Below are 25,574 nucleotides of genomic sequence, written 5' to 3' on the forward strand. Positions count from 1 at the left end.
ACGGCTATATTCCCGCGGCGGCCGCCGCCTCGAACATGGCTATCCGCTTCGTCACCGGTAACGACGGCAAGGCACGCGAGGCGCGGACCTACCTCGACGGCATCGAAGCCGTCGAGCAGGTTCCCTACGACTACACCGAAATCCAGAGCGACTCACTCGAGGAAATCGCACTCCGCGGGGCCGAGGAGGCACACGCGGAACTCGAGGGCGGGGACCCAATTCTGGTCGGCGACACCGGCCTGTTCGTCGACGCGCTCGGCGGTTTCCCGGGGCCGTACTCGGCGTACGTCGAGGACACCGTCGGCGTCGAGCGTCTCTGGCGACTCGTCGAACCGGAGGACAATCACAGAGCCCGATTCAAGACAGTACTCGGCTTCACGGACGGCGAGCGGACAGAAACCTTCGAGGGGACGCTCGCGGGGACCATCGTCTCGCCGCGGGGCGACGACGGCTTCGGCTACGACCCGATCTTCGAGTTCAACGGGCAGACGCTGGCCGAGATGGATGTCGAGGAGAAGAACGCGATTTCCCACCGCGGGCGGGCGCTGGCGACGTTCTCAGACTGGTACGCAGACCAGTAACGCACGCGGAGACAGGCGACCACCGTATTTGACTACTCGCGAGGGTCACAGTTCGGGCCCGGATACGACCCGTCTTCAACCGCGGGATACAGCTTTTCAGGGTCGAATACCGCCGCGAACGCGTCCGGCGTGCGCACACTGATCGAGAGCCGCGGCTGCATCGAGAGCCCCGCCTTCGCGGAGTTCAGCCGCTCGTCGTAGGAGAGCAAATGCGCCGCCTCGCCGCGGTAGGCCGAGGCCAGCGCCGGATGGTCGTCGTCTGGGTGGTCGACCGCGACGCGATCGGACTCGAGTCGGTCTCGATGCGCGGCCGCCAGATCGGAGTCTGCGAGGTCGGCGACGAGGGCCTCGGTCGCCGCGAGGAGGTGGTCGCTGGCGACGAGGTCAATCCAGGAGTGACTGCGGACCAGGTCCAGCGCCCGACGAGCGTCGCCATCGACGAACAGGTCGGCCGCGAGGACGGACGAATCCGCGACGACGCGGGCCGGATCGGGGTGGTCTGTGTCCCCTCGGGATCCGTTAGCCATCGGTCTCACCCGACGCCGACTCGTCGTCGGTCAGTTCCGCAGCAATCGAACGGATTTCTTCGAGTGTGATGTCAGTGGATTCCGCGCGGTCGAAGAGGTCGCCCCAGGTGGCTGCCATTGGTCGAAATTCGAGACAGGGAAAGAAAAGCCACCCGGAGATCGGAGTCCGGAACCGCGAACGTTAGGGTCGAGGCTGCCACCTCGCTATCACTCGGAGAGTAGCCAGAACACGACCGCACCGAGGACGAACGCGACACCGACGTTGACGACGAGGCCAACAACGCCGACGCCGGCGACGAGGGCGAGCGCGCGGCGATCCGTGAACGGAATCGGATCGAACGCCGCTCGGCCGAGTTCGATGGCGACGACGACCAGTAGGACCCCGAGCAGGGCCATCGGAAATGCGGCCAGCAGCGCGCCAGTTGCGATGAGTGCGAGGGCGATGTAGCCCACACCGAGCAGCACGTTCGCACCCGCAGTCCGCGCACCGAAGGCGTACTTGCCCGCGAGGCCGCCGCTACCGTGGCACATCGGCACGCCGCCGGCAGGAATTGCTGCGAGGCAGGTGACGCCCATGCTCTGAGAGAGCCTGTCGGCCGACACGTCGCGGTCGTAGAGATCACCACAGAGCAGCGCAGTCGCGATGGCCGCGTTGCCGATCGTCATCCCGAGCTGCGCGACGGTGCCCTCGAGTGCCGCGCCAGAAATCGTCGGCGAGCCAGCGGGGAAGAGCGCGAGTTCGGGGAGCCGCGGGGCGGGGACGCCAGCTGCGAGCACTGCGGCGACGCCACCGAGTGCGAGCACGACGAGGACGCTCGACTGGCGGTAGCCGAGGAGTGCGAGCAGGCAGACGAGCGCGAGACCGGCGACGGCAATACCGGGCGCGCCGAGCGAGAGGTCGACCGCGGCCTCGAGTAGCAGGAGTGCGACCGCGAACTGCACACCGCGGATAACGGGTTCGCCGACGACGCGCTGGAGGTGTCCGACGAGGCCGAACGAGCCCACGACCAGCAGGACGCCGCCGGCGAGCAGCCCGGCCGCCGCGAGTTCGGGATAGGAAAGCGAGCCGACGATCGCCAGGCCGACGAGGGCCTTCATCGGCTCGACGGACAGCGGCATCCCGTAGTACAGCCCCCAGACGATCTGGAAGACGCCGAAGCCGACGAGCACGTGTGCAAGCGAGACACTCGTCGTCGCAGCGAGCGCGACGAGCAGCGGCAGAACAGTAACCGAATCCCCTAGCGCACCCGTGAGTTCACTGGCCGAGAACTCGAGTTCGGTCTGTTCGTCGCTCCGGAACGAGTACGCCATTCGGTGGTGCTTTGCCGGGCAGCGGTTTCACTGTTTTCAGAAATCGAGTATGGTTGCGTCAGCGGTCGTCTAAAACCAGAATCAGTTACGGTCCGGAATGCGTGCTGGCACCGCAGGTCGTCCTCACCGGCACTGTCCGCGAGCGGGGACTCGAGTACCACCGGACGGCCACGCAGTGCCACGTGTTCCAGTCTATCCAGGCAAACGAGCCAGCGGCTGTTACCGACTGCGGATCAGCAGCCTGAAGAGCGGCCGCTGGGAGCGTGTTCGTATGGCTGATCTCGGTAAGATAGATCGCGAGTTCTTCGAGCGCCGGATCGCGCCGAATCTCGGTGCTGACCGTGACGACGTGGCGCTCGGGCCGACCCACGGTGTCGACTTCGGCGTGCTCGACATCGGCGGGCAGGCGCTCGTCACCGCGACCGATCCGCTCTCGATCCCGCCCGCGCTCGGGTTCGAACGCGCGGCACGGTTCGCGCTCGACCTCGTGCTCGCGGACGTGGCCGTCAGCGGCGTTTCGCCGTCGCACCTCTCGGTCTGTTTCACGCTTCCCGAGACGATGTCCGACGAGGAGTTCGCGACCGTCTGGGAGACGATTCACGAGGAGTGCGTCGATCTCGGGGTCTCGGTCGTAACGGGTCACACCGCTCGGTACTCGGATCCGTCCCATCCGTGGGTGGGCGCGGCGACCGCGATGGGCGTCGGCGAGCACGGCGATATCGTCCGCCCTGACGGAGCGCGCGTCGGTGACCGGCTCCTGCTGACGACCGGGCCCGCCGTCGAGTCTGTGGGGCTCCTGAGTACGATTTTCGCCGACGAGATCGACCTCCCGGCGGACGTGCTCGCCGACGCACAAGAACGCCTCGACGAGGTGTACGCCGTTCGGGACGCGCTTACGGCAGCCGCGGCAGGTTCAGGAGCAGTCACCGCGATGCACGACGTGACCGAAGGCGGGCTCGCCGGCGCGCTGAACGAGATGGCCGCCGGCGCGGGCGCTCGGTTCGCGATCGATCGCGAGGCCGTACCGATGCGTCCCGGCGTCGCTGAGGTCTGTGAGTACCTCGAAATCGACCCCTGGGCGATGACCAGCAGCGGTTCGCTTCTCATCGCGGTCGACCCCGACAGCGCTGCTGCAGTCACGGCTGCACTCGAGAACAGAGGCACTGTCGTCGCGGACATTGGTCAGGTAGAACGCGCCGAGTCCGAGGACGACTCCGCGGCAGGGGAGGTCGTCGTCGATGGAGAGCGACTCGATCATCCGAACGAGGATCCGTCGTGGGCGGCGTACGCGAAGCTTGCAACTGAGTAGCATAGCCTGACGTAGCTGCAGGGTGTGCGCTGAGTAACCCGAACCAATCCGAATTACCCACTCCGCAGCGAACAGTGCACCATCATCGATTTGTATAACCAGTGAATACCAACAGCTATGAGAACACCAGCACCCGACAGCCGCCCCGTCGCGCTCACGATCGCGGGCAGTGACTCCGGCGGCGGGGCCGGCATCCAGGCCGACCTCGCGACGATGACCGCCCACGGTGTCTTCGGCACGTCGGCGATCACCGCCGTTACCGCCCAGCACACCCGCGGTGTCGAACGCTCGTTCGCCCTCCCCACCGAGGAGGTCGCGGCCCAGATCGATGCCGTCACCGGCGACTTCGCCGTTGGCGCGGCAAAAACGGGAATGCTCGCGACGACCGAACTCGTCGAACTCGTCGCCGAGAAGGCAGCCATGTTCGAGTTCCCGCTCGTCGTCGACCCCGTGATGGTCGCGACGACCGGCGACCGGTTGCTGGAATCTGATGCCGAGCGCGCCTACGAGGACCTCCTGGCGGAGGCGGCCCTTGCGACGCCGAACACGGACGAGGCCGAGGTACTGACGGATATCGCGGTCATCGACGAGGAGACGACCCGCGAGGCCGGTGAGGCGATCCGTGACCTCGGCGTCGACGCGGTGCTGGTGAAAGGCGGCCACGTTCCCGGTGAGACAGTCACCGACCTGCTCGTCACGGAGGCAGGGACGACGGCGTTCGAACATCCACGGGTCGACACGGCGGCGACCCACGGCTCGGGCTGTACGCTAGCTGCGGCCATCGCGGCCCGCTTGGCGACCGGCGACGACCTCGAGACCGCGGTCGGCGGCGCGACCGACTTCCTCGCCCGCGCGGTGCGCTACGCCTACGACGTTGGGGAGGGTGACGGCGCGGTGAATCACGCCGTCGACCTGCGAAACCAGGCCGCACGGGAGCCGACCGCCGAAGCCGTCCAGACGGTCGTCGACCGGCTGGTCGATGCCGACGTGGCCCCACTCGTCCCCGAGGTCGGAATGAACGTCGTCGGCGCGACGCCCTACGCCGAATCCGTCGACGACACGGCCGCCGTCGAGGGACGGATTACGCGCACTCTGTCAGGCATCCAGTCGAACCGCGGCGTTCGCTTCGGTACTTCGAGCCACGTCGCCCGCTTCCTGCTCTCCGCGCGCGAATTCAGTCCGAATCTCCGGTTCGCCGTCAACTGCCGATTCGGGCCAGACATCGAGGCGGCGCTCGAGGAACTCGAGTGGCCCATTGCCGAGTATGACCGCAGGGACGAGCCGGCGGACGTAGCTGCACGAGAAGGCGAGACGATGGGGTGGGGCGCACAGCAGGCGTTCGGAGGCCGTAACGACGAGAAGTCGCAGGAGTCGCAGGCGTCGCCCGCAGCCGTGATCGACCGCGGTGCAGTCGGCAAGGAGGCGATGACGAAACTCGTCGCGGCCGATCCGGCAACGCTCGCGGAGCGTGTCGTGGCGCTCGACGCGGCACTCGAGTACTGAGACGACCCGCTCTGTAAGCAGCCAGGTCGTCACGGAACAGTCGCCGCAAACCGAACGCTCATTCCCCAGCGCACCGACACCACCTCGCATGGTCGAGAATCCATTCGATGTCGAGATTCGCGTCGGTGAAGTACTCGAGGCCGAGGCGTTCCCGGAAGCGAACAAGCCCAAGATGACCAAACTCTGGATCGATCTGGGCGACAAACACGGAGAGATCCAGTCTGCGGCGCAGTACGACCACCACTACGAGCCCGAGGAACTCGAGGGACGGCGAGTGCTGTGTGCGACGAATCTTGGCTCCGTCCGCATCGCGGGCTTCAAATCCGAGGCGCTGACGGTCGGTGTTCCCGACGAGGAGGAGTATCCGGTGCTCGTTGAACCGGACCGAGACGTGGACGTGCCGCTCGGCGGCCTGCTATTCTAAGACGGTAATCACTTCCACTGCGGATCCCGCAGGGTTTTTGGGATGGAAAGCCAGGCTCCGAGTATGACAGAGGCGACGGGCATCGTCGGGGAGTTCTTCTCGCTCAAGGAGGGCACCGACGCGGAGTTGCTGGCGATGCAGTGTGGCGATTTCTACGAGTTCTTCGGCGAGGACGCAGAAACGGTCAGCGACGAACTCGATCTCAAGGTTTCCCAGAAGTCCTCGCACGGCTCGTCGTACCCGATGGCCGGCGTGCCGCTCGACGACCTGACGCCGTATCTCAAGGCTTTAGTCGAGCGCGGCTACCGCGTCGCCGTCGCCGATCAGTACGAGACCGACTCCGGCCACGCGCGTGAGGTCGTCCGTGTCGTGACGCCCGGGACGCTACTCGAGACGAGCGACGCAAATGCGCAGTATCTGGCGGCGGTGGTCGACGGCGGCTCCGGCTCCACGGCCAACGGCGCGCGCTACGGCCTCGCCTTCGCCGACGTGACTACCGGCCGCTTCCTCGTCGCCGAAGCCGCGGACACGGACGAAGCGCTGACGGAACTCTACCGGTTCGATCCCGTCGAAGTGCTTCCGGGGCCCGAGAGCCGAACGGACGACGACTTGCTCGGAACGGTTCGGGAGCGCATCGGCGCGACTCTCACGCTCCACGAGACGGAGGCGTTCGCACCGAAGCGCGCCGACCACGCAGTACAGGAACAGTTCGGCAGCGAGACCGTCGACCGACTGGCGGTCGGCGAGGCGGCCATCGCCGCTGCGGGCGCGATCCTCTCGTACGTCGAGGAGACCGGCGCGGGCGTGCTCGCCTCGATGACGCGGATCCAGTCCCACCACGGCGACGACCACGTCACCCTCGACGCGACGACCCAGCGCAACCTCGAACTGACCGAAACGATGCAGGGCGAGCGCGACGGCTCGCTGTTCGCGACGATCGACCACACCGAGACCAGCGCCGGCGGCCGACTCCTCAAGGAGTGGCTCCAGCGCCCTCGGCGCGCACTCGACACCCTCGAACAGCGCCAGGAGAGCGTCGCAGCGCTCGCTTCGGCCGCGCTCGCTCGCGACGAAATGCAGGACACGCTCGGTGAGGCCTACGACCTCGCGCGGCTGGCCTCCAAGGCGACCCACGGCAGCGCGGACGCTCGCGACCTCGTCGCTGTACGCGAGACGCTCGCCGTGCTGCCGGCGCTCGCGGAGACAATCGAATCCGCGCCAGACCTCGCTGACTCGCCGCTCGCTGACATCATCGATCGACCGGACCGCGAGGCCGCACGCGAGCTTCGGGAGGCACTCGAGAACGCCATCGCTTCGGACCCCCCATCGACGGTCACCCAGGGCGAGCTCTTCCAGTACGGCTACGACGACGACCTGGACGAGGTCATCGACCGCCACGAGGAGGTCAAGCAGTGGCTCGACACGCTCGCCGAGCGCGAGAAGCGCCAGTACTCCCTCTCACACGTCACCGTCGACCGGAACAAGACCGACGGCTACTATATCCAGGTCGGCAAGTCCGCCGCCGACGGCGTCCCCGACCACTACGAGCAGATCAAGACGCTCAAGAACTCGAAGCGGTTCACGACCGACGAGCTAGCCGAGAAGGAACGCGACGTGCTCCGACTCGAAGAGAAACGAGGGGAACTCGAGTACGAACTCTTCGAGGAACTCCGGGAAGAGGTCGCCGAGCAGGCGGAACTCCTGCAGGACGTGGGGCGGGCGCTGGCGACGGTCGACGCGCTGGCGAGTCTGGCGACCCACGCGGCCGAGAATCGCTGGGTCAAGCCCGACCTGCACCACGGCGACGCGCTCGACATCGACCAGGGTCGCCACCCCGTCGTCGAGCAGACGACCGAGTTCGTCCCGAACGATGTCCGACTGGACGGGGAGCAGCGAGGTTTCCTGGTCGTCACCGGTCCCAACATGTCCGGGAAGTCGACCTACATGCGCCAGGTCGCGTGTATCGTTCTGCTGGCCCAGATCGGGAGTTTTGTCCCGGCCAAGGAGGCCGAGATCGGCGTCGTCGACGGCATCTTCACTCGCGTCGGCGCGCTCGACGAACTCGCACAGGGCCGGTCGACGTTCATGGTCGAGATGAGCGAACTCTCGAACATCCTCCACGCGGCGACCGACGAGTCGCTGGTTATCCTGGACGAAGTCGGCCGCGGGACGGCGACGTACGACGGGATTTCGATCGCCTGGGCGGCCACCGAGTACCTGCACAACGAAGTCGCAGCGAAGACGCTGTTCGCGACGCACTACCACGAACTGACCGGGCTTGCGGAGAACCTGCCGCGCGTCGCCAACGTCCACATTGCAGCGGACGAACGCGACGGCGACGTGACCTTCCTCCGAACCGTCCGCGACGGTCCGACGGACCGGTCGTACGGGATCCACGTCGCAGATCTGGCAGGCGTCCCCGGTCCCGTCGTCGACCGCGCGCAGGACGTCCTCGAGCGCCTCCGCGAGGAGAAGGCCATCGAGGCGAAAGGCGGAAACACGACCGAGCCTGTCCAGACAGTGTTCGACGTGGGAAGCGGCCAGTTCCGCGGGCCGGCGAACGCAGATGGCGGTGAGCCGGACGACACGACGGACGAGAGTGTGATCGACCCCGAAACCGAGGCTGTACTCGAGGACCTCGAGAATCTGGACGTGAACGCGACACCGCCCGTGGAGCTAATGTCGAAGGTGCAGAAGTGGCAGGAGCACCTCTCTGAGTGAGTCTGCTTCGACGGCGGGGATCCTCGTCCATTGTACAACTCCTGTCGGGCTGATTTTACATCGGTAAATCTATACGCCGATTCGCCATTGCATAGCACGATGCACGAACCAGACTATGACGTGGTGGGCGAGACCGCCATCGTCACCGGCGCGAGTCAGGGAATCGGCAAGTCGATCGCGGAGACGCTCGCCGCGAGCGGGGCGAACGTCGCGATCTGTTCGCGCTCGATCGACCGTGTCGGCCCGGTCGCGGAGGCGATCAACGACGCCGAAGACGTACCGGGTGAGGCCCTCGCCGTCGAGTGTAACGTCCGCGAGCGCGACCAGGTCCAGTCGTTCGTCGACGACACCGTCGAGGCGTTCGGCGATATCGACATCCTCGTCAACAACGCCGGCGGCGAGTTCGTCGCGAACTTCGAGGACATCTCGGAGAACGGCTGGAAGACCATCGTCGACCTCAACCTCCACAGCACGGTTCACTGCACCCAGCTCGCCGGCGAGGTCATGCGCGAGGGCGACGGTGGCACGATCATCAACCTCTCGTCGGTCAACGGCCAGCACGCCGCGCCGGGCGAAAGCCACTACAGCGCCTCGAAGGCGGCGATCATCCGACTGACCGAGACGCTCGCGACCGAGTGGGCCGGCGACGGCATCCGCGTCAACTGTGTCGCACCCGGCCTGATCCAGACACCCGGCGTCGCCGAGACGCTCGGCATCCAGAGCGAGGACATGCCACCGCGCGAGAAAACCGAGCGCCGGATCGGCCACACCGAGGAAATCGCCGACGCCGTCCAGTTCCTCGCCAGCCCGGCCGCCTCGTTCATCACCGGCGAGACGCTGACTATCAAGGGCGTCCCGCGCGCCGGAAACTCGATGTCGCAGGGTCTTGGACTCGAGTAGCTAGTGACGGAGACGGCGTCTCGTCCCCCTCGCACGGACGCTGGCACTGTTTTTGTTGCTCACGTTGACGCTGCACCTGACGTCTCCTCGACGAACTGTTCGCGCAGCCGTGCGATTCGCCGGTGTGTTGGCGGATGCGTCGAAAACGGCGACAGGGAGTCTGTCGGAACGATACAGAACGCGTTGAACCCGGCGACCGTCCGGAGGTCTGCATCCGGCGGCGTGGGTTCGCCGTGCAACGTCGCGAGAGCGCTGGCGAGGGCGTACGGATCACCAGTGATCGCAACGGCACCGCGGTCGGCGGCGTACTCGCGATACCGCGACAAAACGAGCGTTCCCGGCAGGCTGGCGAGATACACCGGCAGCCCGACGAACAGCAGGTAGGTGCCGAGCAGAAACGGCAGGCCGATCAGGTACGAGCCGAACGTGAACGTCCGTCTCGCAGTCGACAGTGCGACCGCCGAGACGACCATCGGGAAGCCGGCAACGGTCAACACCGTCGAGTCGTCGTTCTTGAGGTGTGCGAGTTCGTGCGCGAGGACCGCCTCGAGTTCGTCGTCGTCGAGCGTCCGCAGGAGTCCGGTCGTCACGCAGACGACGGTTCTGTTCCCCGTTCCAGCGGAGAGGGCGTTCGGCTCGTCCGACGGGATCACGGCGACTGGCGGCACCGGGAGGTCGGCCTGGCGAGCCAACCGCTCGGTGGTGTCGTACAGCAGCGGATACTGTTCGCGGTCGATGGCGATGGCGTTCGTCGCCCAGTAGGCGATGTAGTCGGCCTGCGAGACGCTCGTCAGGATAACGACAGCGAAGACCGCACAGACTACGAGCGCCATTGTCGTCGACAGCACCGAGAGTACGATCCAGCCGAGGACGGCGTATCCGGCGAGTGTGAGGACGAGCGCCAGTAGCATTCGCCACTGGAGCCGTCTGTCGGCGGACCAATCCATACGGGACGTTCACCGGCACGAGTCAAATAGCTAACTGAAGAGCGTGCCCGATCGAGTCTCACCGCCCTCACAGCGAGCCAGCGCGTGAGCAAGTCGGCCAGCGGGCATCGACGACGGGCATACGCTTTTGCAGATCCCGACAAGACACCCACGTATGACCCTTCGACAGTCACTCACCGGAATTACCTGCCCCATCGTCACGCCGTTCGACGAGACGGGAGCCGTCGACGAACGCGCACTCGGAGACCTACTCGAGTACCTTCTCGCAGGCGACATCGACGGCCTCTTTCCCTGCGGGACGACTGGCGAGTTTGCCAGCCTGTCGCGGGACGAGCGCCGGCGGGTAACCGAACTCACCGTCGAGCAGGCCGACAGTGAGGTTCCGGTGCTGGCCGGTGCGGCCGCGACGAGCGTCGACGACGTGCTCACCGCCATCGAGGACGCCGCTGCGGTCGGTGCCGACGCTGCCGTCGTCACACCGCCGTACTTTCACACGGCGAACGCGCCGGCCGGCAATCAGCGGTTCTTCGAGACCGTCGCGGACGAGTCGTCGCTGCCCCTGTTGCTGTACAACATTCCGGCCTGTACCGGACAGGAAATCGCGCCGGAAACCGTAGCGGCGCTCGCGAGTCGTGACGACGTGCTCGGCCTGAAGGACTCGAGTGGCGACCTCGAATACTTCCTCGAGACGATGCGCCGGACGGCCGACACCGATGCGGATTCGGACTTTCTCATGCTGCAGGGCTACGATGCACTCCTCGTCCCGGCGCTACGGATGGGTGCCGACGGCGGCGTGAACGCGCTCTCGAACGTCGCACCCGAGGCGTACGCCGACCTGTACGAGACGGCCACCGGCGGTCGGGGAGCGGCGCTTCAGACCGCCGTTACCGACCTGTTCGACGCCTGCGGCGAGTACGGCTTCGCGCCGGCGACGAAGACGGCACTCGAGTACCACGGCGTGCTTCCTTCGGATGCGGTTCGGCCGCCGCTCGTCTCCGTTCCCGACGACGGGCGGGCGGCGATCGGACGGGCCGTCGACAGTCTCGTACAGTCGGAAGATTGATACGCCGAAGTAGTGATGTGCTGACACATGAATGACCCCGCACCTGACTCGACGGCGGGTGTCGGTGGGATGGCCGATCTGACCAACCCATCCGACCAAACCGACCTTGAGGTCGGCGTGAGCACGCCTGCCGCCGTCGGACTCTATCTTGCCGTCGTCGCGGTGGGAGTCACCGCGCTCGTCTCGGTCACCACGGGCGCGACCGCCGAGGTCCTCCTTACGTCCCTGCCGACCGCGTTCACGGGAGGGGTTCTCGGTGGGATCGTTCTCGCCCGGATTCGCCCCGCCCTCCTGTTCCGCCTCGGTCGCTTTCGGTGGCGAACGCTTGCCCTCTGGCTGCCCGCACCGCTCGTTGCTGGCAGCGCACTCGTCCTCGATTCGACGGGTCTCGTTCCAGAAACGGGGCTCGCGCTCCTCCTTCTCATCCCGGCGGCCGGCATCCTGCTGACGGGATGGCTCGCAGCACACGCCGCACACGATCTCGCCGTCGGTGCGACGGTCGATAACGGAGAGCCGATCATCGAGTGGACGTGGTACCAGTCGGGACCCAACCCGCCGCTGATTGCACTCGGGATTGGATCGTTGTTGTTCGCTGGTCTCACGTACACGCTTTCGGGGTCGAACAGACTCTCGACTCGGCTTGGCGCGCTCGGCGCACTCAGCCTCCTTGTTGGCTGGGCACCGACCGTTCGACTCCCGTCGTCGGGCGATACGCCAACCACGCTGTTCTCGGTCCCCGACTTCGAGTACGCTCGTGCCGAGATTCGGGCCTACGCAGACGGCCTCGTTGTCGAACCACGATTTCGGCCGTCCTACCGGCGTGTCGTTCCCTGGGACCGACTCACCGGCGTCCGCCTGACCGAAGATCACCTTATCCTCGAGCGGCGCTGGTGGCCAGATATCCGGTGTGATCGCTCGGCGATAGACGATGTGGACACTGTGCTGGAGGCCGTCGAGACGAGCGGCCGGAACCGACCACAGCGAGTCGACCCAGTCACGGCTGACGAACCGCAATTCTGACCTCCCTCGAGCCCCAGTTGGAACCAGACGCCGACCGCCATCGTCCGGACCGACATCGGAGTTGTGCTCGTGCTCGTACTCGAACTCGCACTTGCATTTGCACTCGAGTCGGTTCGAACTCTCGCCAACTGTGCTCGAACCATGACCGACACACAACCACCGACCGACGAAACCGAGATTCACCAGTTAGACGAGGACACCGTCGCCCGCATCGCCGCCGGCGAGGTCGTCGAGCGGCCCGCAAGCGCCGTCAAGGAACTCGTCGAGAACAGCCTCGACGCCGGGGCCTCGAGCATCGACGTCACCGTCGAGGCCGGCGGCACCGACCTCGTCCGCGTCGCAGACGACGGTCACGGCATGACGGAAGCCGACCTTCGCGCCGCCGTCCGCCAGCACACGACGAGCAAGATCAGCGGTCTCGACGACCTCGAGTCAGGCGTGGCCACCCTCGGCTTCCGCGGCGAGGCCCTGCACACCATCGGCTCCGTCTCGCGCCTGACCATCCAGTCGCGCCCGCAGGACGGCGACGGCGCGGGAACCGAACTCGTCTACGAGGGTAGCACCGTCGAGTCGGTCTCGCCGACCGGCTGTCCCGCGGGGACGACAGTCGAGGTCGCGGATCTCTTCTACAACACGCCCGCCCGCCGGAAGTTTCTCAAGACGACGGCGACCGAGTTCGCCCACGTCAACCGCGTGGTCACCCGCTACGCGCTCGCCAACCCCGAGGTGGCCGTCTCACTGACTCACGACGGCCGCGAGGTGTTCTCGACGACTGGCCAGGGCGACCTGCAAGCCGCCGTGCTCGCCGTCTACGGTCGCGAGGTCGCCTCCGCGATGATCCCCGTCGACGCCGACGGCGACGAACTCCCGCCGGGGCCACTCGAGTCCGTCGCCGGGCTCGTCTCCCATCCCGAGACGAATCGCGCGAGCCGAGAGTACCTGGCGACGTACGTCAACGACCGTGCGGTGACCTCGGACGCGCTTCGAGAGGGGGTTATGGGTGCCTACGGGACGCAACTCGGTGGGGACCGCTACCCGTTCGTCGTGCTCTTTCACGAGGTCCCCGGCGACGCCGTCGACGTGAACGTCCACCCGCGAAAGCGGGAGGTGCGATTCGACGACGACGATGCAGTGCGCCGGCAGGTCGATTCGGCGGTCGAAAGCGCCCTCCTCGAGCACGGCCTGCTTCGCTCGCGAGCGCCGCGCGGTCGCTCGGCGCCGGGCGAGACGCGGGTGACGCCGACGCAGGAGGAACTGGCAGAGCGGGCGGGTGATAGAGCCGAGACGAGTGCAGCGGAAACGGGTACGTCCACGTCCGAAGGCGACGCCGACGAGTCGGGGGTACTCGAGAGCGGTGACACAGCGAGCGGTACGAACGAGGAGACAGCCACGAGCGCTGCCGGTGGCGATCGAAAACCGACGACGCCGGATCGAGCAGAAGACCCGAACTCGGCAGAGTCGGTGGATGCGACGGAGTCGCCAGCGGGTGAGTCGACGGAATCGGCCACCACCGAGTTCCAGTCGGCTGCAGAGTTCCACCCAGACGATGATTCGACTGATCCCGGCTCCGTCGGATCGTCCAGTTCGCCGAGCGGTGCGGGTGACCCAGGCGAGCAGGTTCCGGATTCGGACTCGGACTCGGAGCCGGAACTGGAACCAGATTCGGAATCCGCAGCCGACTCCTCGATGGAGACGCCGGAAACCACCGAGACGAAGGGTGGAAGCGGCAAGTTCGACGCCGCAACGGAACAACGAACGCTCGCAGGCGACGCTGCGACAGGCGGAGATTACGACCACGAGTTCGACTCGCTGCCGCCCCTACGGGTGCTCGGCCAGCTCAGCGACACCTACCTCGTCTGCGAAACCGACGACGGCCTCGTACTGATCGACCAGCACGCCGCCGACGAACGGGTCAACTACGAGCGCCTTCGGGCTGCGTTCGGCGAGGACTCGTCCGCGCAGGCGCTTGCGTCACCAGTCGAACTCGAGTTGACCGCGGCCGAAGCGGAGGCGTTCGCGGCCTACCGCGATGCGCTCGCCCAGCTCGGCTTCTACGCGGATCGGGTCGACAACCGGACGGTGGCGGTGACGACCGTGCCGGCGGTGTTCGAGAAGACGCTCGATCCGGATCAGCTTCGGGATGTGCTCGTCTCGTTCGTCGAGGGGGACCGCGAGGCGGGCGCGGAGACGGTCGACGCGCTGGCGGACGAGTTTATCGGCGACCTGGCGTGTTATCCCTCGATTACGGGCAACACGTCGCTGACGGAGGGCTCCGTCGTCGACCTACTCGCGGCGCTCGACGACTGTGCGAATCCGTACGCCTGCCCCCACGGGCGGCCGGTGATCGTGCAGTTCGACGAGGCCGAGATCGAGGATCGGTTCGAGCGAGATTATCCGGGCCACAGCGGCTGAGGTGCCGCTGTGCCGGTTTCCGGTCGCTATTCTGCGCGGTGTGTCTCCGGCTCGTCGAGCGAGCGGGCTGGGCTCTCAGAGTGGCGTTCGTGGTAGTAGAGCCAGACGCTACAGAGGAGCGCGACGAGCGCTGCACCGGTCGCAATCACGAACGCGATCTGGTAGCCGGTTTCCGTGTAGACCCGGACGCCGCCGACGAGTTCGCCGGTCCAGTAGGCGTCGAGTATCCAGCCCATCACCGTCGGGAGCATCGCCGCGCCGAAGAACGCCGCGCCGTTGACGGTTCCCGTCGAGAGGCCGCTGGCGCTGCTCGGGTGACGGTCCTTGACCATGGCGTAGCCGAGCAGAAACGAGCCGAGCAGCGTGCCGGCCATGAAGAACGCGAGCCCAACGATGGGTAGCGGCGGGTTTCCGAGAATCGCAAGCACGGCGAAGCAGGCTACGAAACCGGTCCCGCCGGCGACCATCAATTCGACCCGCCGACCGAGTCGGTCGGAGAGCCAGCCAAACGCCGGTGGCCCGATCATGATGCCGACGCCACCGAGCAGGGTGAACGTCGAGGCGTAGGCGACCGAGACGTCGTACAGCTGGACCACGTATGGGATCCCCCAGAGACCGAACAGCGTGAGATTCAGTCCGGTCGTACAGAACAGCATGATGCTGACGACCCAGATCCACCGGTCCCGAAGGATGTCAGAGAGGTACGTGCGAAGCTCTGCGTTCGTCAGCGTCGGCTGTCCCGGTACGCCTTCGATCGGATCGAAGCCGGCGCTTTGGGGTGTATCACGAACGAAGAGGAAAACGCCGACGCTCGCGACGAGACCGGCGATGCCGAGCCAGGCGATCGAACTCCGCCAGCCGACCGCGTCGACGGCGAGCGCGAGTGGCGTCGTCGCGAGAACCCCGCCAACGCCGGAGACGGCGAAGGTGAGTCCGCTCATCGTGGCGAACTCGTCTGCCCGATACCAGTTCGCACAAAAGCGCAGAATACAGACGAAGATGACGCTCCCACCCAGCCCGACGAGCCCGCGGGCCGCGATTGCGCTCAGGTAGCCGTCCGCGAAGGCAAACCAGACGACGCCGACGTTCATCACCAGTCCGCCGATCGTGGCGGTCCGTCGCGGCCCGATCCGGTCGGCGAGGATGCCCGTCGGAATCTGCATGAACGCGTACACCCAGAAGAACATCGCGTGAAGGGTTCCGAGCTGTGCGCCGGTCGTCCCGAACGACACCATCAGCTCCTCCGAGAGCACCGCCGACGAGAGCCGGTTGAGGTTCACCAGCAAGAAGACGACGCCGAGTGTCAGCCACAGTATCCAGCGCCGTCGGAGCGGGTCGGCCCAGAGTCGCATTCGCTGGGAATCTCCGCCGAAGCACCGAAAACGTTCACGAAGCGGAAGTATGTGCCGCCCGCTCACTGGTGAGTCGCTGTGTCGACAACGAAACGGCACTCCAGCCCGTACCTGCTGCTATACTATGACCACGCTCGAACTCGACGGCGAACACGCCGGCGGCCAGTTCCTGCGAAGCGCGCTCGCGCTCTCTGTACTCGAGTCCAGACCGATCCGGATCGAGAACGTTCGCGGCGACCGACCCACACCGGGATTGGGCCACCAGCACCTGGCGGTACTCGAGACGATGGCCGAACTCACCGACGCCGAGGTGTCGGGTGCCGACCACGGCGCGGAGACCGTCGCGTTCGATCCCGGGGAGTCGCGGCTCGCAGGCGGAGAGTACGCCGTCGACATCGGTACCGCCGGCAGCGTGACGCTGCTGTTCGACGCCGTCCTCCCGTTGGCGACCGTACTCGAGTCCCCGCTGTCGCTGACGGTGACCGGCGGGACGGACGTGGCGTGGTCGCCGCCGCTCGATTACACGCGGTACGTGAAACTGCCACTGCTGCGCCGATTCGGCCTCACTGCCGCGATCGAGTGTGAGCGGCGCGGGTTCTATCCCGATGGTGGTGGACAGGCGACGCTCCATCTCGCGCCGTCCAAGATCGACCCACTCGACGCTCCCTCGCTGGTCGAGCGGCCGAATGTGGCCGGCGTTCGTGCGTACTCGACGGAGGCCACCGCGCTTGCAGAGCAGGACGTAGCACACCGACAGACTGCGGGTGCACTGAATCGGCTGGGACTCGAGTCGGTGGGAGCTGAGACCCCCGGCACTGACTCAGCGCTCGCCGAGTGCGAGGTCGTCGAGCGGATCGAGGCGACCGCGGCGAGCGCCTGTCCCGGCTCGGCGATCGTGCTCCGACTCGAGTCCGAAGACGGCGTTCCGGTTGCGGGCTGCAGCGCACTCGGTGAGCGCGGCGTGCCAGCCGAGCGCGTCGGCGAGGACGCCGCGAACGCCGCGAACCGATTTCTGGCCGGCGACGCAGCCGTCGACCGCCATCTGGCTGATCAGCTCCTCGTCTTTCTCGCACTCGCCGGTGGCCGAGTTCGCGTTCCCACCGTCACCGATCACGTCGACTCGAGTTGCGACCTTCTCGAGTCGTTCGGCGTCCCGGTCGAGCGCGTCGGTGAGGGGGCGGGAGAGACGGCCACGGTCGCCGTGGAGTCGGGTGCCGAAGTCGGTGAAGTCGGCGGCATCTGAGCCGACGGGGACGCTCACGTGACACCAGAACAACTTATACCGACAGCGTTCGATGGTCGCGGTATGACTCGGACAGACGGCACTGGCCGACGGCGGAGGGTCGACTCGTGAGCGAACTCGTCACCTTTGGCGAGTCGATGCTCCGACTCTCCCCGCCCGGACACGAGCGACTCGAGAACGCGACCGAACTCGAGGTCCACGCCGGCGGTTCAGAGAGCAACGTCGCCATCGCGGCGCAGCGATTCGGGACGGACGCCACCTGGCTGTCGAAGGTTCCCGAGACGCCGCTCGGCCGACGCGTCGTCGGCGAACTCAGACAGCACGGTATCGAGACCGACGTGGTCTGGAGCCACCGCGGCCGGCAGGGCACCTACTATCTGGAACAGGGTGGCTCGCCCCGCGGCACGAACGTCATCTACGACCGCGCGGATAGCGCCATCACGACCGCCTCGGCTAGCGAGTTCAATCTCGATCTGATTCAGAACGCGCAGGTGTTCTTCACCAGCGGGATCACGCCCGCACTCTCGGAATCACTTCGGGACGCCACAGCGAACCTGCTCAAGGCGGCCAGACAGGGCGGGACGACGACCGCGCTCGACTTCAACTACCGGCGCAAGCTCTGGACGCCCGAGGAAGCCGAGTCGACGATGACCCGACTCTTCCCCGGCATCGACATTCTCGTCATCGCCGCTCGCGACGCTCGCACCGTCCTCGGCTTCGAGGGCGACCCGCGCCAGCTCGCACACAAACTCGGCTCCCAGTACAACTTCACCACCGTCGTCGTCACCCGCGGCGACGAGGGGGCAATCGGCTGGCACGACAGCGTCGTCCACGATCAAGCTGCCTACGAGACCGATACCGCCGACGCCATCGGTACCGGCGACGCCTTCACCGGCGCGTTCATCGCCCGCCGACTCGACGGCGACGACGTCCCGACGGCACTCGAGTACGCGGCCGCAACGGCGGCACTGAAGCGGACGATTCCCGGCGACGCGGCGCTCGTTACGGAAGCGGAGGTCGAGGAAGTCGTTTCGGAGCGCGGCGAGGATATTTCGCGCTGACAGCTGTTGGCTGGAAGCTGGAGTTCTGTTCTCGTCTCTGCGTGATCCGCCGCTCTTCTATGTGTACCTCCACCAACTGTGAGACACCGACTCCAAGACACCAACTGTGAGACACCAAGACACACCAGGCCAGTACTTTTGCCGACTACGTCTGAAATTCCATTATGGACTGGACTATTCGCCAGGCACCGCCGTCGGCCGCAGCAATCATCCGGGAAATCGCCCGCGAAAGCTGGCACGCCGCCTACGACGAGTTCCTCGGCGCGTCGCAGGTCGACCGGATGATCGACGACTGGTACGAACTGGACGAACTCGAGTCCTCCATCGCGAACGCAGCCGACCAAGCGGGGGCGTCGTTTCTGGTCGCCGTTCCGCCCGAAGACGACGACCCAGCCAGTGACAAGCACGCTGGCAACGCTGAGAACGCTGCAGCCGCCGTCGGCTTCGCACACGCTGGCGTCGATCCAGACGAGCCCGAAACCGCATACCTCCCACGGCTATACGCCCGGCCGACTGTCTGGGGCGAGGGAGTCGGGACTGGGCTGATCGAGCGCGTCGAGGCCGACCTGCGCTCACACAGCGAGCGGCTTCGCCTCACCGTCCTCGCGGACAACGAGGTCGGGGTCTCGTTCTACGAATCGAGCGGCTTCGAGCGAATTGAAACGCGACCGTCGGATCTGGAGCCCATCGATGGTGAGGGTGTACTCGAGGAGCACATCTACGAAAAGTCGCTGTAACGTGTCGCTGTGGTAATGGCGTGCTGCTGGCGCACGCGCTCCAGTGGGTCTGCGGTCTCCCGCGGTCCCAGTTCCGCTTACAGCGTCTTCTCGGCTTCGTCGTCGTCGACGATTTCGATCCCGCGGTTGTTGACCGCCATCGGATCGAGGCCGACCTCCTGCAGGAACTGCTTGTACTCGCGCTCACACTGTTCTGCGTCCTTCTGCTTATCACTCGCGCGGTCACAGAGTTCCACGAGATTCTCGGGCACGTCGTTCTGGTAGACGATCCAGTGGTTGATCAGGTCCGAGAGCCGGCGGATCGGGCTGGTGAAGTGGCCGTAAATCTCGAAGTTCAGCGCGTGGTGGCCGCCGAACGGGTCGTTCATGTACTTCGCGCGGGGCATCACCTTCATCACGGCCCACTGAATCTTATCGAGCTGTCGACCGGGTGCCTCCTCGAGCGTCGCGTTGACGGCCTTCCGTGGGTCCTCCCAGGTGTCGCCGGGGATCGAGACGCCGTCCAGATCCTGAATCTCGCGCAGCGCCTCGGACCACTCGTCCGGGCTTGGCTGCGGGTGGACGCGGTACATCGCCTCGACGCCGCGGTCCCACATCAGCGTGTGCGTAACGGCCTTGTTGGCCTTGAGCATACACTCCTCGATGATCGTGTGTGCGCGGTCGCGGCTCGGGTTCAAGACGAGCGAGCCGTCTTCCTTGCGCTGTTCGTGCATCCGGTCTGCGACTTCGTGGACGAGTTTGTTCTCCTCGTGCAGCGGCGCGTCGGGATCGTCGAGTCGGTTCTCGGCCTGTCTCTTATACACATNCCCTCGCGCCATCAGAGATGTGTATAAGAGACAGCCTTGTCCAGGTGCATCTCGACGGTGTGGGCGAAACGCTCCTCGTTCGGCACGAGCGAGCAAACCGACTCCGCCAGAATCGGCGGCAGCATGTGGATCGTATAGCCCGGCAGATAGACCGTGTTACTGCGCTCGACGGCCTCGTCCCACATCGCCGTCTCCGGGTTGACGTAGTGGGTCACGTCGGCGATGTGCACCCAGAGAACGTACTCGTCCTCGCGCTCTTCGATCGAGAGCGCGTCGTCGAAGTCCTGGGCGTCGATCGGGTCCGTCGTCCAGGTCGTCAGGTCTCGCAGGTCCTTTCGGTCGTCGATCCCCTCCGAAATTTCCGACTGTACGTTCTGCGTTCGCGCTTCGGCCTCCTCGAGTACCGCCTCGGGGAACTCGTCCCGAATCTCGAACTTCTCGAAGAGGTCGTCGCGTTTGTTCTCGAGATGGCGGGCGAGGTCCTCCGAGATCTGGACGGGACCCTGCCCTTCGGCCGTGCCGGCTTCGGCCTGTGCGTCGTCGCTCATGGCGAGGGGTACGGACGAGAGGGTGAAAGTCGTGTCGGGATCGGGTTTCGAAACGGTTCCGGGTCGATACGTCGGCGAATCGAACGCGAGAGGAGGTTTCTGTGGTATTAGACCGCTTGTTCCCGCTCGGTTTTCCCGTCCTGGTCGTCTTGGCTGTCATGGTTGCCCTGACCGTCCGTTCCCCGCTGCTCTTCTCGTCCATCTCGCTCGTGTGTCGTCTCCACCGGCAACGTAAACGAAAACGTCGCACCCTCCCCCGGTTCTGACTCCACCCAGATCTGCCCGTCGTGTCGCTCGACGATCCGCTTGCACAGTGCGAGTCCAATACCGGTTCCGGAGCGCTCCTCGTGGCTGTGCAAGCGCTGGAATACTTCGAAGATCCGTTCCTGGTCATCCGCCTTGATACCGATCCCTCTGTCGTGAACCGAAATTTCCCACTCTATTCCCCGTTGTTCCGCCGTAATCGTGATCGCTGGCTGCTCGTCGCCGCTGTACTCGATCGCGTTCGAGAGCAAGTTCTGGAACAACTGGCGCAACTGATCCGCATCCCCAGCCACCGTCGGCAGTGACTCCGACTCGATCCGTGCGTCGTGCTCCTCGATCATTACCTGCAGATCCTGTCTGACGTCTACGAGCACGTCATCCAGCTCCGTCGGCGTCAGCGGATCGCCCTCCGTGTCGATCCGAGAGTACTCGAGTAACGCGTCGATCATGCTGCGCATTCGATCCGCGCCGTCGATGGCGAACTCGAGGAACTCCTCGCCGTCTTCGTCGAACCCGTCGCTGTAGCGCTGTTCGATGAGCTGGAGGTAGCTCGAGACCATCCGCAGGGGTTCTTGCAGGTCGTGGGAGGCGGCGTAGGCGAACTGCTCGAGTGACTGGTTGGACGCTTCGAGCTGTGAGATGTAGTGGAGGAGGTCTTTCGACTGTTCGCGGCGGACGAGCAGTGAGTTGAGTCGGCGAAAGAGCAGCGTGCGGTCCATCGGTGCGTCGATGATGTCGTCGATGAGGGAGGGAGTTACGCGCTCGTCGACGTCTGGAAGCGTAATTTGTGGATTGCTGTCGGCTCGACGGATGAGGACGACAGGACAGAAGACGGGTTCGCTTTCGGCGACGCGCTCTTCGAGGGCGGCGTGGTAGTCCGGGAACGAGTGATCGTCGACGAGGTAGAGGTCGGCTTGTCCGATGGATTGTGTGGTCCTGACCTCGTAGTGGTCCTCGAGGAGTTTGCGGATCGCGGCGCGATTTCCCTCCTCGTTGATGAGCAACTGTATCGTGTTGGTCTGGGTTCCGGCTGTGGATGTGTTCGAGCTCATAGATGGGGTGTCTGTCCTGTGCGATCTGCGTGCGTTGGTTTCGCCGTCTGTGGTGTGTGAGCCGCCTGTGGTGTGTGAACCGCCTGTAATGTGTGAGCCGTGTGTAGCGCACAATCCACCTGCCACGTCTGGACCGCGTGAGATCTGTGAACCACGTCCGACGTCCAGGTCGGCTGCAGTGTATCGGTCGACCGTGATCGCCAGTCTCCACTGCCCCTACACCGATCAGGACGCTGCGCCGACACACCATTCGTCCGATCCCCATCTGCATCCCCGTTCGTAGTCGATACGTCCAGTCGACTGCCTCTCATTCGTAGGAGTTCGGTTCAGTCGGCCCGCCCGTTCGCGGCGTTCCCTGGAGGATGCCGTAGAGTCCGGTCAGGGGTTCACCGACACGGATCCCGCTGCTCGCGATTTCGAACTCTCGGAGATTGTGCTCGAAACTCCCCGAACGCTTCTTGAGAACACCAACGACCTTCCGGAGGCTGCCGTCCATCTCGACGTAACTCAGGAACATGAGATTGTCCGCGACGTAGCTCAGATTGTTACTCGTCGCGTTCGAGATGCCCGTAATCTCCGAAATTTCGTTCGTGATCATCACTGTCACGCCCCGATTCTTGAGATAGCGGGTAAGCGCGTGAAGCTTTCGGACGAGCATGTCCTCGTTGCCCTGAATTGAGGTCGTGTAGCCGTCAAGTCCGTCGATCATCACGATATCCGTCTCCCGCTTGTCGACCTCCTGTTTGACCATGTGCGCGAACTCTTCGCCTGAAAGTGTCCGCGGTTCGATTTCGGTAATCGACAGCGTCCCCTCCTCGCGCATCGACGTTACCGGCATTCCGATCGCCTCGGAACGATGCTCGTAGGTCTCCATATCCTCCTCGAAGAGGTACACTGCCGATTTCATCCCGTTTTTCGCCGCCTGTGCGAGAAACTGCGTCCCCGTCGAGGTCTTGCCCGCTCCCGTCGGACCGCTGATGAACGTCACGGTGCGCTTATCGAAGCCGCCGCCGACGAGTTCGTCCAGCCCCTCGATACCGAACTCGAGTTGGATCGATTCGAACGGGTGCTCGTGGCGCTCAGGGACCAGTTGCGGGAAGATTTCGAGGCCGTTGCCACGGATCTCCATCCCGTGGTCACCCTCGCGCTGGCCGAGTGCACGATGCTTGGCGACCTTGATGCGGCGACCGCCGTCGCCGCGTGTGAGTTCGACGATGCCGTCGCTGAGCGAGCGGATTTCGGTGTCGTACTCCTGGTCCGTGGAGGGCGTTGCGGTCGTGACGACGGTGATCTCACGCTGTTTGAGAAACCGCATGAACGCGAGGATCCGTTTTCGGAACTGGTAGTCGTTCGCCTCGACGTACCGTAGCTGGGTGATAGGGTCGACGACGACCCGGTCGGGGTCGATCTCCCGAATTGCGTCGTGGATGTCCTGCGTGTATCGATCCTGTTCGATATCGCTCGGGTCGACCAGATCGTAGGAGTAGTCTTCGGTGAAGAAATCCGAGTCCGGGCCGAGATCGAGAAATTCCGCGTCCGTGACGTCGATACCGACTGCATTGCCGTTCGCGATGATCTCCTCTTTCGACTCCTCGCCGTGGATGAACAGTACCGTCTCGTTGTTGTTCAGCCCCTCCTCGAGAAAGTGCATCCCGAGCAACGTCTTCCCGGTGCCGGGTTGGCCGTGAACGAGATACATTCGCCCCGGAACGAACCCGCCGTGTAGAATATCGTCGAGGCCATCGACCCCGCTACTCACCGGGGACGTTCGATGTTTCATGTAGGGTTTGAAAGCACTTGAGTGCCATTAAGTAATCGCTTGCGGGTGAGGAAAGAACTCGCGCTACACGATAGCGTCTACCTGCCGCTAACTGCCGTTTTGGGTGAGATCGATCACCACAGATCGACGACCAGCCAACAGGAGCCGCGGCGATTACAGCTCGTACGTTTCGCCGTCAAGTGCCAGCGGCTCCACAAACGCATCGTCCGCCGGATAAAAGTGTGCGATGTGGACCAGCCGCGTTTGCGTGGCACCGAGATCGTCCGCGAGCGCGAGTGCACCCTCGCGCGTCATGTGTTTGGTTCCGAAGGTCCGCGCTACTCCCTCCTCGTCCTCGTGTCTCCCCCCGATCGGATGTGCATCACAGAGTTCCGCGGGAACAATGGCGTCCGCCAGCAGCAGATCAGGGTCGGCAAGCACCTCACGCGAAGCCTGCGGAATCGCATAGCTCGTATCACCCGACAGCGAGAGCTTCGCCCCGGTTTCGGGATCCTCGATGGCGAGCCCGTAACAGACGAGCGGCGGATGGTCGACCGGGACGAGCGTCACGTCGAACCCACAGATTCGCGTGGACTCGAGTGGCGTCGTCGGCTGGACGGTGACGGCGTCGAGGTAGTCGTAGTCGCCGGCGACGGTTTCGGCGACGCTTTCGCCGATTTCGGGGTCGGTTTCGTCGGCGGCGTAGACATCAAGCGAGTCGAAGACGCGAAAAACGTTGCCGAGACCGTCGAGGTGGTCGAAGTGGATGTGGGAGACGATAGCGGCGTCGGGGAGCGCGACCGACTCGCGCAGGAACTGGTACCGAAAGTCAGGGCTAAAGTCGACGAGCAGGGACTCGCCAGTGCGGTCGTTCTCGACGTGGACCGAGAAGCGCGTGCGCTCGATGTCGCGCTCGCGGGCGGTTTCGCAGGTGTCACACTCACAGCCGACGGTGGGTGTGCCGGTCGTATCACCGGTGCCGAGGAGCGTTACGCGCACGGGGTGGTCACCATGGTTGGACTGTATCGCCCTGCTTCGGCCCGTCCCTGCTCACGGCCGATCGGTCGCCGCCGATTACACATACGTCTGCCCTTCCGCCAGCGCCTGCTGGATCAACGGATGATTCGGTTGCGATTCGAACCGCTTCGCTGGGATGACGTACACCGAGACGACGATGCCGTGCTCGATGCCGATCGAGTCGCCAAGCGACTCGAGTTGGCGCTCGATTTCGTCGTCGAGTGCGTCCTCAGCGAGACCGACCAGAAGTTCCACGGACGCGTGGGCAGGGCGGTCGTTCTGGACGGCGTCACCGAACGCGACGAGACGGTCGATCGCGTCGCCGTACTCGGTCTGTGCCTGGTGGGCGAACGCTGCAGCGGGGTCTGAGGGAGAACGAGAACTGGTACTGGTGTTCGTACTGGAACTGGTACCGGAACCAGAACCGGCCCCACTGTCGACTCTGCCATGATCCGAACCGCGACGTGTGTCTCGGTTCGTCTCGCGGTTGCTCCGACCGTCAGCGTCGTACTCTCGGTCGCCTGGTCGTAGCCCATCAGTCATTGTTAGCTCGTTTATCGCCATCGCATAAAGGGTATGCTGATTATGGAGGCGGCCGGTAACATGTACGCCTCTGCATGGGTCTTCCTCCCTCGATGCGGTTGCAACCGGACCGAATCAGCCTTACACTGCGGAGGGAGAACGTTTTTCTAAAGCAACCAATCAGCACGCAATGTGGGAGAACGCGACACAGCCGTTCCACGGCTCAACGGCTACGGAAAGCTGACCGCCGGGAGTCTCATAGCCGGTCTCGCGGCGCTCGTTCTTGGCGACTCGAGTTCGTTTGCTATCTGGTTCGGTGGGCTCGCTGTCGTCGTTCTGGCCGTTGCGATGTATCGAAGTCCGGACGACGAGGACGACGAGGACGAGAACGACCGACGACGCGAAGACGAGACTGACTCCGGAACAGAACGAGTTCGATCGAAAGAATCTGTCGAGGAGTTCGATTTGTAACTGTGTGAGACCGGTGTCGGACGG

General features: G+C 65.0%; 22 protein-coding genes and 1 pseudogene. 13 read left to right on the forward strand and 10 right to left on the reverse strand.

Annotated elements, in window-relative coordinates:
- The first annotated feature begins 35 nt into the window (after positions 1 to 35).
- Positions 36 to 581 (forward strand): RdgB/HAM1 family non-canonical purine NTP pyrophosphatase, encoded by a 546-nt coding sequence (rdgB, locus tag C483_RS06125; RefSeq protein ID WP_049912477.1) that lies wholly within the window; start codon positions 36 to 38, stop codon positions 579 to 581.
- Between the two features lie 32 nt (positions 582 to 613).
- Here rdgB and C483_RS06130 read toward each other — a convergent pair whose 3' ends face one another.
- The 3 genes from C483_RS06130 to C483_RS06135 form a co-directional block, all read right to left on the reverse strand.
- Entirely contained in the window at positions 614 to 1,108 is a 495-nt protein-coding gene (locus tag C483_RS06130) for a DUF7384 family protein (protein WP_006652490.1), read from the reverse strand.
- The gene (locus tag C483_RS21060; RefSeq protein ID WP_006652491.1) at positions 1,101 to 1,226 is read right to left on the reverse strand and encodes a hypothetical protein; all 126 of its coding nucleotides are present in this window, start codon (positions 1,224 to 1,226) and stop codon (positions 1,101 to 1,103) included. The genes C483_RS06130 and C483_RS21060 overlap by 8 nt, the downstream gene beginning before the upstream one ends.
- An 89-nt stretch (positions 1,227 to 1,315) precedes the next feature.
- A complete protein-coding gene (locus tag C483_RS06135; protein WP_006652492.1) occupies positions 1,316 to 2,419 on the reverse strand; it encodes a putative sulfate/molybdate transporter in 1,104 nt (367 codons plus the stop codon).
- A 271-nt stretch (positions 2,420 to 2,690) separates the two neighbouring features.
- Between C483_RS06135 and C483_RS06140 the strand changes: the two genes are divergently transcribed.
- The 5 genes from C483_RS06140 (at position 2,691) to C483_RS06160 (ending at position 9,276) form a co-directional block, all read left to right on the forward strand.
- Positions 2,691 to 3,728 carry an AIR synthase family protein gene (locus C483_RS06140; protein WP_006652493.1) on the forward strand — a complete coding sequence of 346 codons (1,038 nt, stop codon included), beginning with the start codon at positions 2,691 to 2,693 and terminating at the stop codon, positions 3,726 to 3,728.
- 117 nt (positions 3,729 to 3,845) lie between these two features.
- The gene (thiD, locus tag C483_RS06145; protein WP_006652494.1) at positions 3,846 to 5,231 is read left to right on the forward strand and encodes a bifunctional hydroxymethylpyrimidine kinase/phosphomethylpyrimidine kinase; all 1,386 of its coding nucleotides are present in this window, start codon (positions 3,846 to 3,848) and stop codon (positions 5,229 to 5,231) included.
- An 88-nt stretch (positions 5,232 to 5,319) separates the two neighbouring features.
- A complete protein-coding gene (locus C483_RS06150; RefSeq protein WP_006652495.1) occupies positions 5,320 to 5,655 on the forward strand; it encodes a tRNA-binding domain-containing protein in 336 nt (111 codons plus the stop codon).
- A 63-nt stretch (positions 5,656 to 5,718) separates the two neighbouring features.
- Positions 5,719 to 8,376 (forward strand): DNA mismatch repair protein MutS, encoded by a 2,658-nt coding sequence (gene mutS, locus C483_RS06155; protein ID WP_006652496.1) that lies wholly within the window; start codon positions 5,719 to 5,721, stop codon positions 8,374 to 8,376.
- Positions 8,377 to 8,475: 99 nt separating this feature from the next.
- Positions 8,476 to 9,276 (forward strand): SDR family NAD(P)-dependent oxidoreductase, encoded by an 801-nt coding sequence (locus C483_RS06160; RefSeq protein WP_006652497.1) that lies wholly within the window; start codon positions 8,476 to 8,478, stop codon positions 9,274 to 9,276.
- Positions 9,277 to 9,335: 59 nt separating this feature from the next.
- On the opposite strand, the gene C483_RS06165 is transcribed toward C483_RS06160, so the two are convergent.
- Positions 9,336 to 10,223, reverse strand: coding sequence for a M48 family metalloprotease (locus C483_RS06165; RefSeq protein WP_006652498.1), 888 nt, complete (start codon positions 10,221 to 10,223; stop codon positions 9,336 to 9,338).
- A 154-nt stretch (positions 10,224 to 10,377) separates the two neighbouring features.
- On the opposite strand from C483_RS06165, the gene C483_RS06170 reads away from it, so the two are divergent.
- From C483_RS06170 to mutL, 3 genes are all read left to right on the forward strand, one after another.
- On the forward strand, positions 10,378 to 11,286 hold the full coding sequence (locus C483_RS06170) for a dihydrodipicolinate synthase family protein (protein WP_006652499.1): 909 nt from the start codon (positions 10,378 to 10,380) through the stop codon (positions 11,284 to 11,286).
- Positions 11,287 to 11,313: 27 nt separating this feature from the next.
- The gene (locus tag C483_RS06175) at positions 11,314 to 12,306 is read left to right on the forward strand and encodes a hypothetical protein (RefSeq protein ID WP_049912467.1); all 993 of its coding nucleotides are present in this window, start codon (positions 11,314 to 11,316) and stop codon (positions 12,304 to 12,306) included.
- 141 nt (positions 12,307 to 12,447) lie between these two features.
- Positions 12,448 to 14,718, forward strand: coding sequence for a DNA mismatch repair endonuclease MutL (mutL, locus tag C483_RS06180; RefSeq protein ID WP_049912478.1), 2,271 nt, complete (start codon positions 12,448 to 12,450; stop codon positions 14,716 to 14,718).
- A gap of 26 nt (positions 14,719 to 14,744) precedes the next feature.
- Here the strand turns inward: mutL and C483_RS06185 are convergent, their stop codons facing one another.
- On the reverse strand, positions 14,745 to 16,070 hold the full coding sequence (locus C483_RS06185; protein ID WP_006652502.1) for an MFS transporter: 1,326 nt from the start codon (positions 16,068 to 16,070) through the stop codon (positions 14,745 to 14,747).
- 124 nt (positions 16,071 to 16,194) lie between these two features.
- Between C483_RS06185 and rtcA the strand changes: the two genes are divergently transcribed.
- The 3 genes from rtcA (at position 16,195) to C483_RS06200 (ending at position 19,111) form a co-directional block, all read left to right on the forward strand.
- Positions 16,195 to 17,313, forward strand: coding sequence for an RNA 3'-terminal phosphate cyclase (gene rtcA, locus C483_RS06190; RefSeq protein ID WP_006652503.1), 1,119 nt, complete (start codon positions 16,195 to 16,197; stop codon positions 17,311 to 17,313).
- A 107-nt stretch (positions 17,314 to 17,420) separates the two neighbouring features.
- Complete coding sequence (kdgK1, locus tag C483_RS06195) at positions 17,421 to 18,374, forward strand: bifunctional 2-dehydro-3-deoxygluconokinase/2-dehydro-3-deoxygalactonokinase (protein WP_006652504.1); 954 nt, start codon at positions 17,421 to 17,423, stop codon at positions 18,372 to 18,374.
- A 164-nt stretch (positions 18,375 to 18,538) separates the two neighbouring features.
- Complete coding sequence (locus tag C483_RS06200; protein ID WP_006652505.1) at positions 18,539 to 19,111, forward strand: GNAT family N-acetyltransferase; 573 nt, start codon at positions 18,539 to 18,541, stop codon at positions 19,109 to 19,111.
- A 77-nt stretch (positions 19,112 to 19,188) separates the two neighbouring features.
- Here C483_RS06200 and C483_RS06205 read toward each other — a convergent pair.
- The 5 genes and pseudogenes from C483_RS06205 to C483_RS06225 all read right to left on the reverse strand — a co-directional run bounded on the left by C483_RS06205 (position 19,189) and on the right by C483_RS06225 (position 25,100).
- Positions 19,189 to 20,465 (reverse strand): annotated as a pseudogene (locus C483_RS06205) (RNB domain-containing ribonuclease).
- Positions 20,466 to 20,572: 107 nt separating this feature from the next.
- The gene (locus C483_RS06210; protein ID WP_006652506.1) at positions 20,573 to 21,781 is read right to left on the reverse strand and encodes a sensor histidine kinase; all 1,209 of its coding nucleotides are present in this window, start codon (positions 21,779 to 21,781) and stop codon (positions 20,573 to 20,575) included.
- A 307-nt stretch (positions 21,782 to 22,088) separates the two neighbouring features.
- Positions 22,089 to 23,561 carry an ATPase domain-containing protein gene (locus C483_RS06215; RefSeq protein WP_006652507.1) on the reverse strand — a complete coding sequence of 491 codons (1,473 nt, stop codon included), beginning with the start codon at positions 23,559 to 23,561 and terminating at the stop codon, positions 22,089 to 22,091.
- A gap of 153 nt (positions 23,562 to 23,714) precedes the next feature.
- The gene (locus C483_RS06220; RefSeq protein ID WP_006652508.1) at positions 23,715 to 24,539 is read right to left on the reverse strand and encodes an MBL fold metallo-hydrolase; all 825 of its coding nucleotides are present in this window, start codon (positions 24,537 to 24,539) and stop codon (positions 23,715 to 23,717) included.
- A gap of 75 nt (positions 24,540 to 24,614) precedes the next feature.
- Positions 24,615 to 25,100 (reverse strand): hypothetical protein, encoded by a 486-nt coding sequence (locus C483_RS06225; RefSeq protein WP_006652509.1) that lies wholly within the window; start codon positions 25,098 to 25,100, stop codon positions 24,615 to 24,617.
- Between the two features lie 171 nt (positions 25,101 to 25,271).
- Here C483_RS06225 and C483_RS06230 point away from each other — a divergent pair, with 171 nt between their 5' ends.
- Entirely contained in the window at positions 25,272 to 25,550 is a 279-nt protein-coding gene (locus C483_RS06230) for a hypothetical protein (RefSeq protein ID WP_006652510.1), read from the forward strand.
- Positions 25,551 to 25,574 lie beyond the last annotated feature (24 nt).

Origin of the sequence: Natrialba hulunbeirensis JCM 10989 (assembly GCF_000337575.1) — an archaeon.
GTDB classification, from domain to species: Archaea; Halobacteriota; Halobacteria; order Halobacteriales; family Natrialbaceae; genus Natrialba; species Natrialba hulunbeirensis.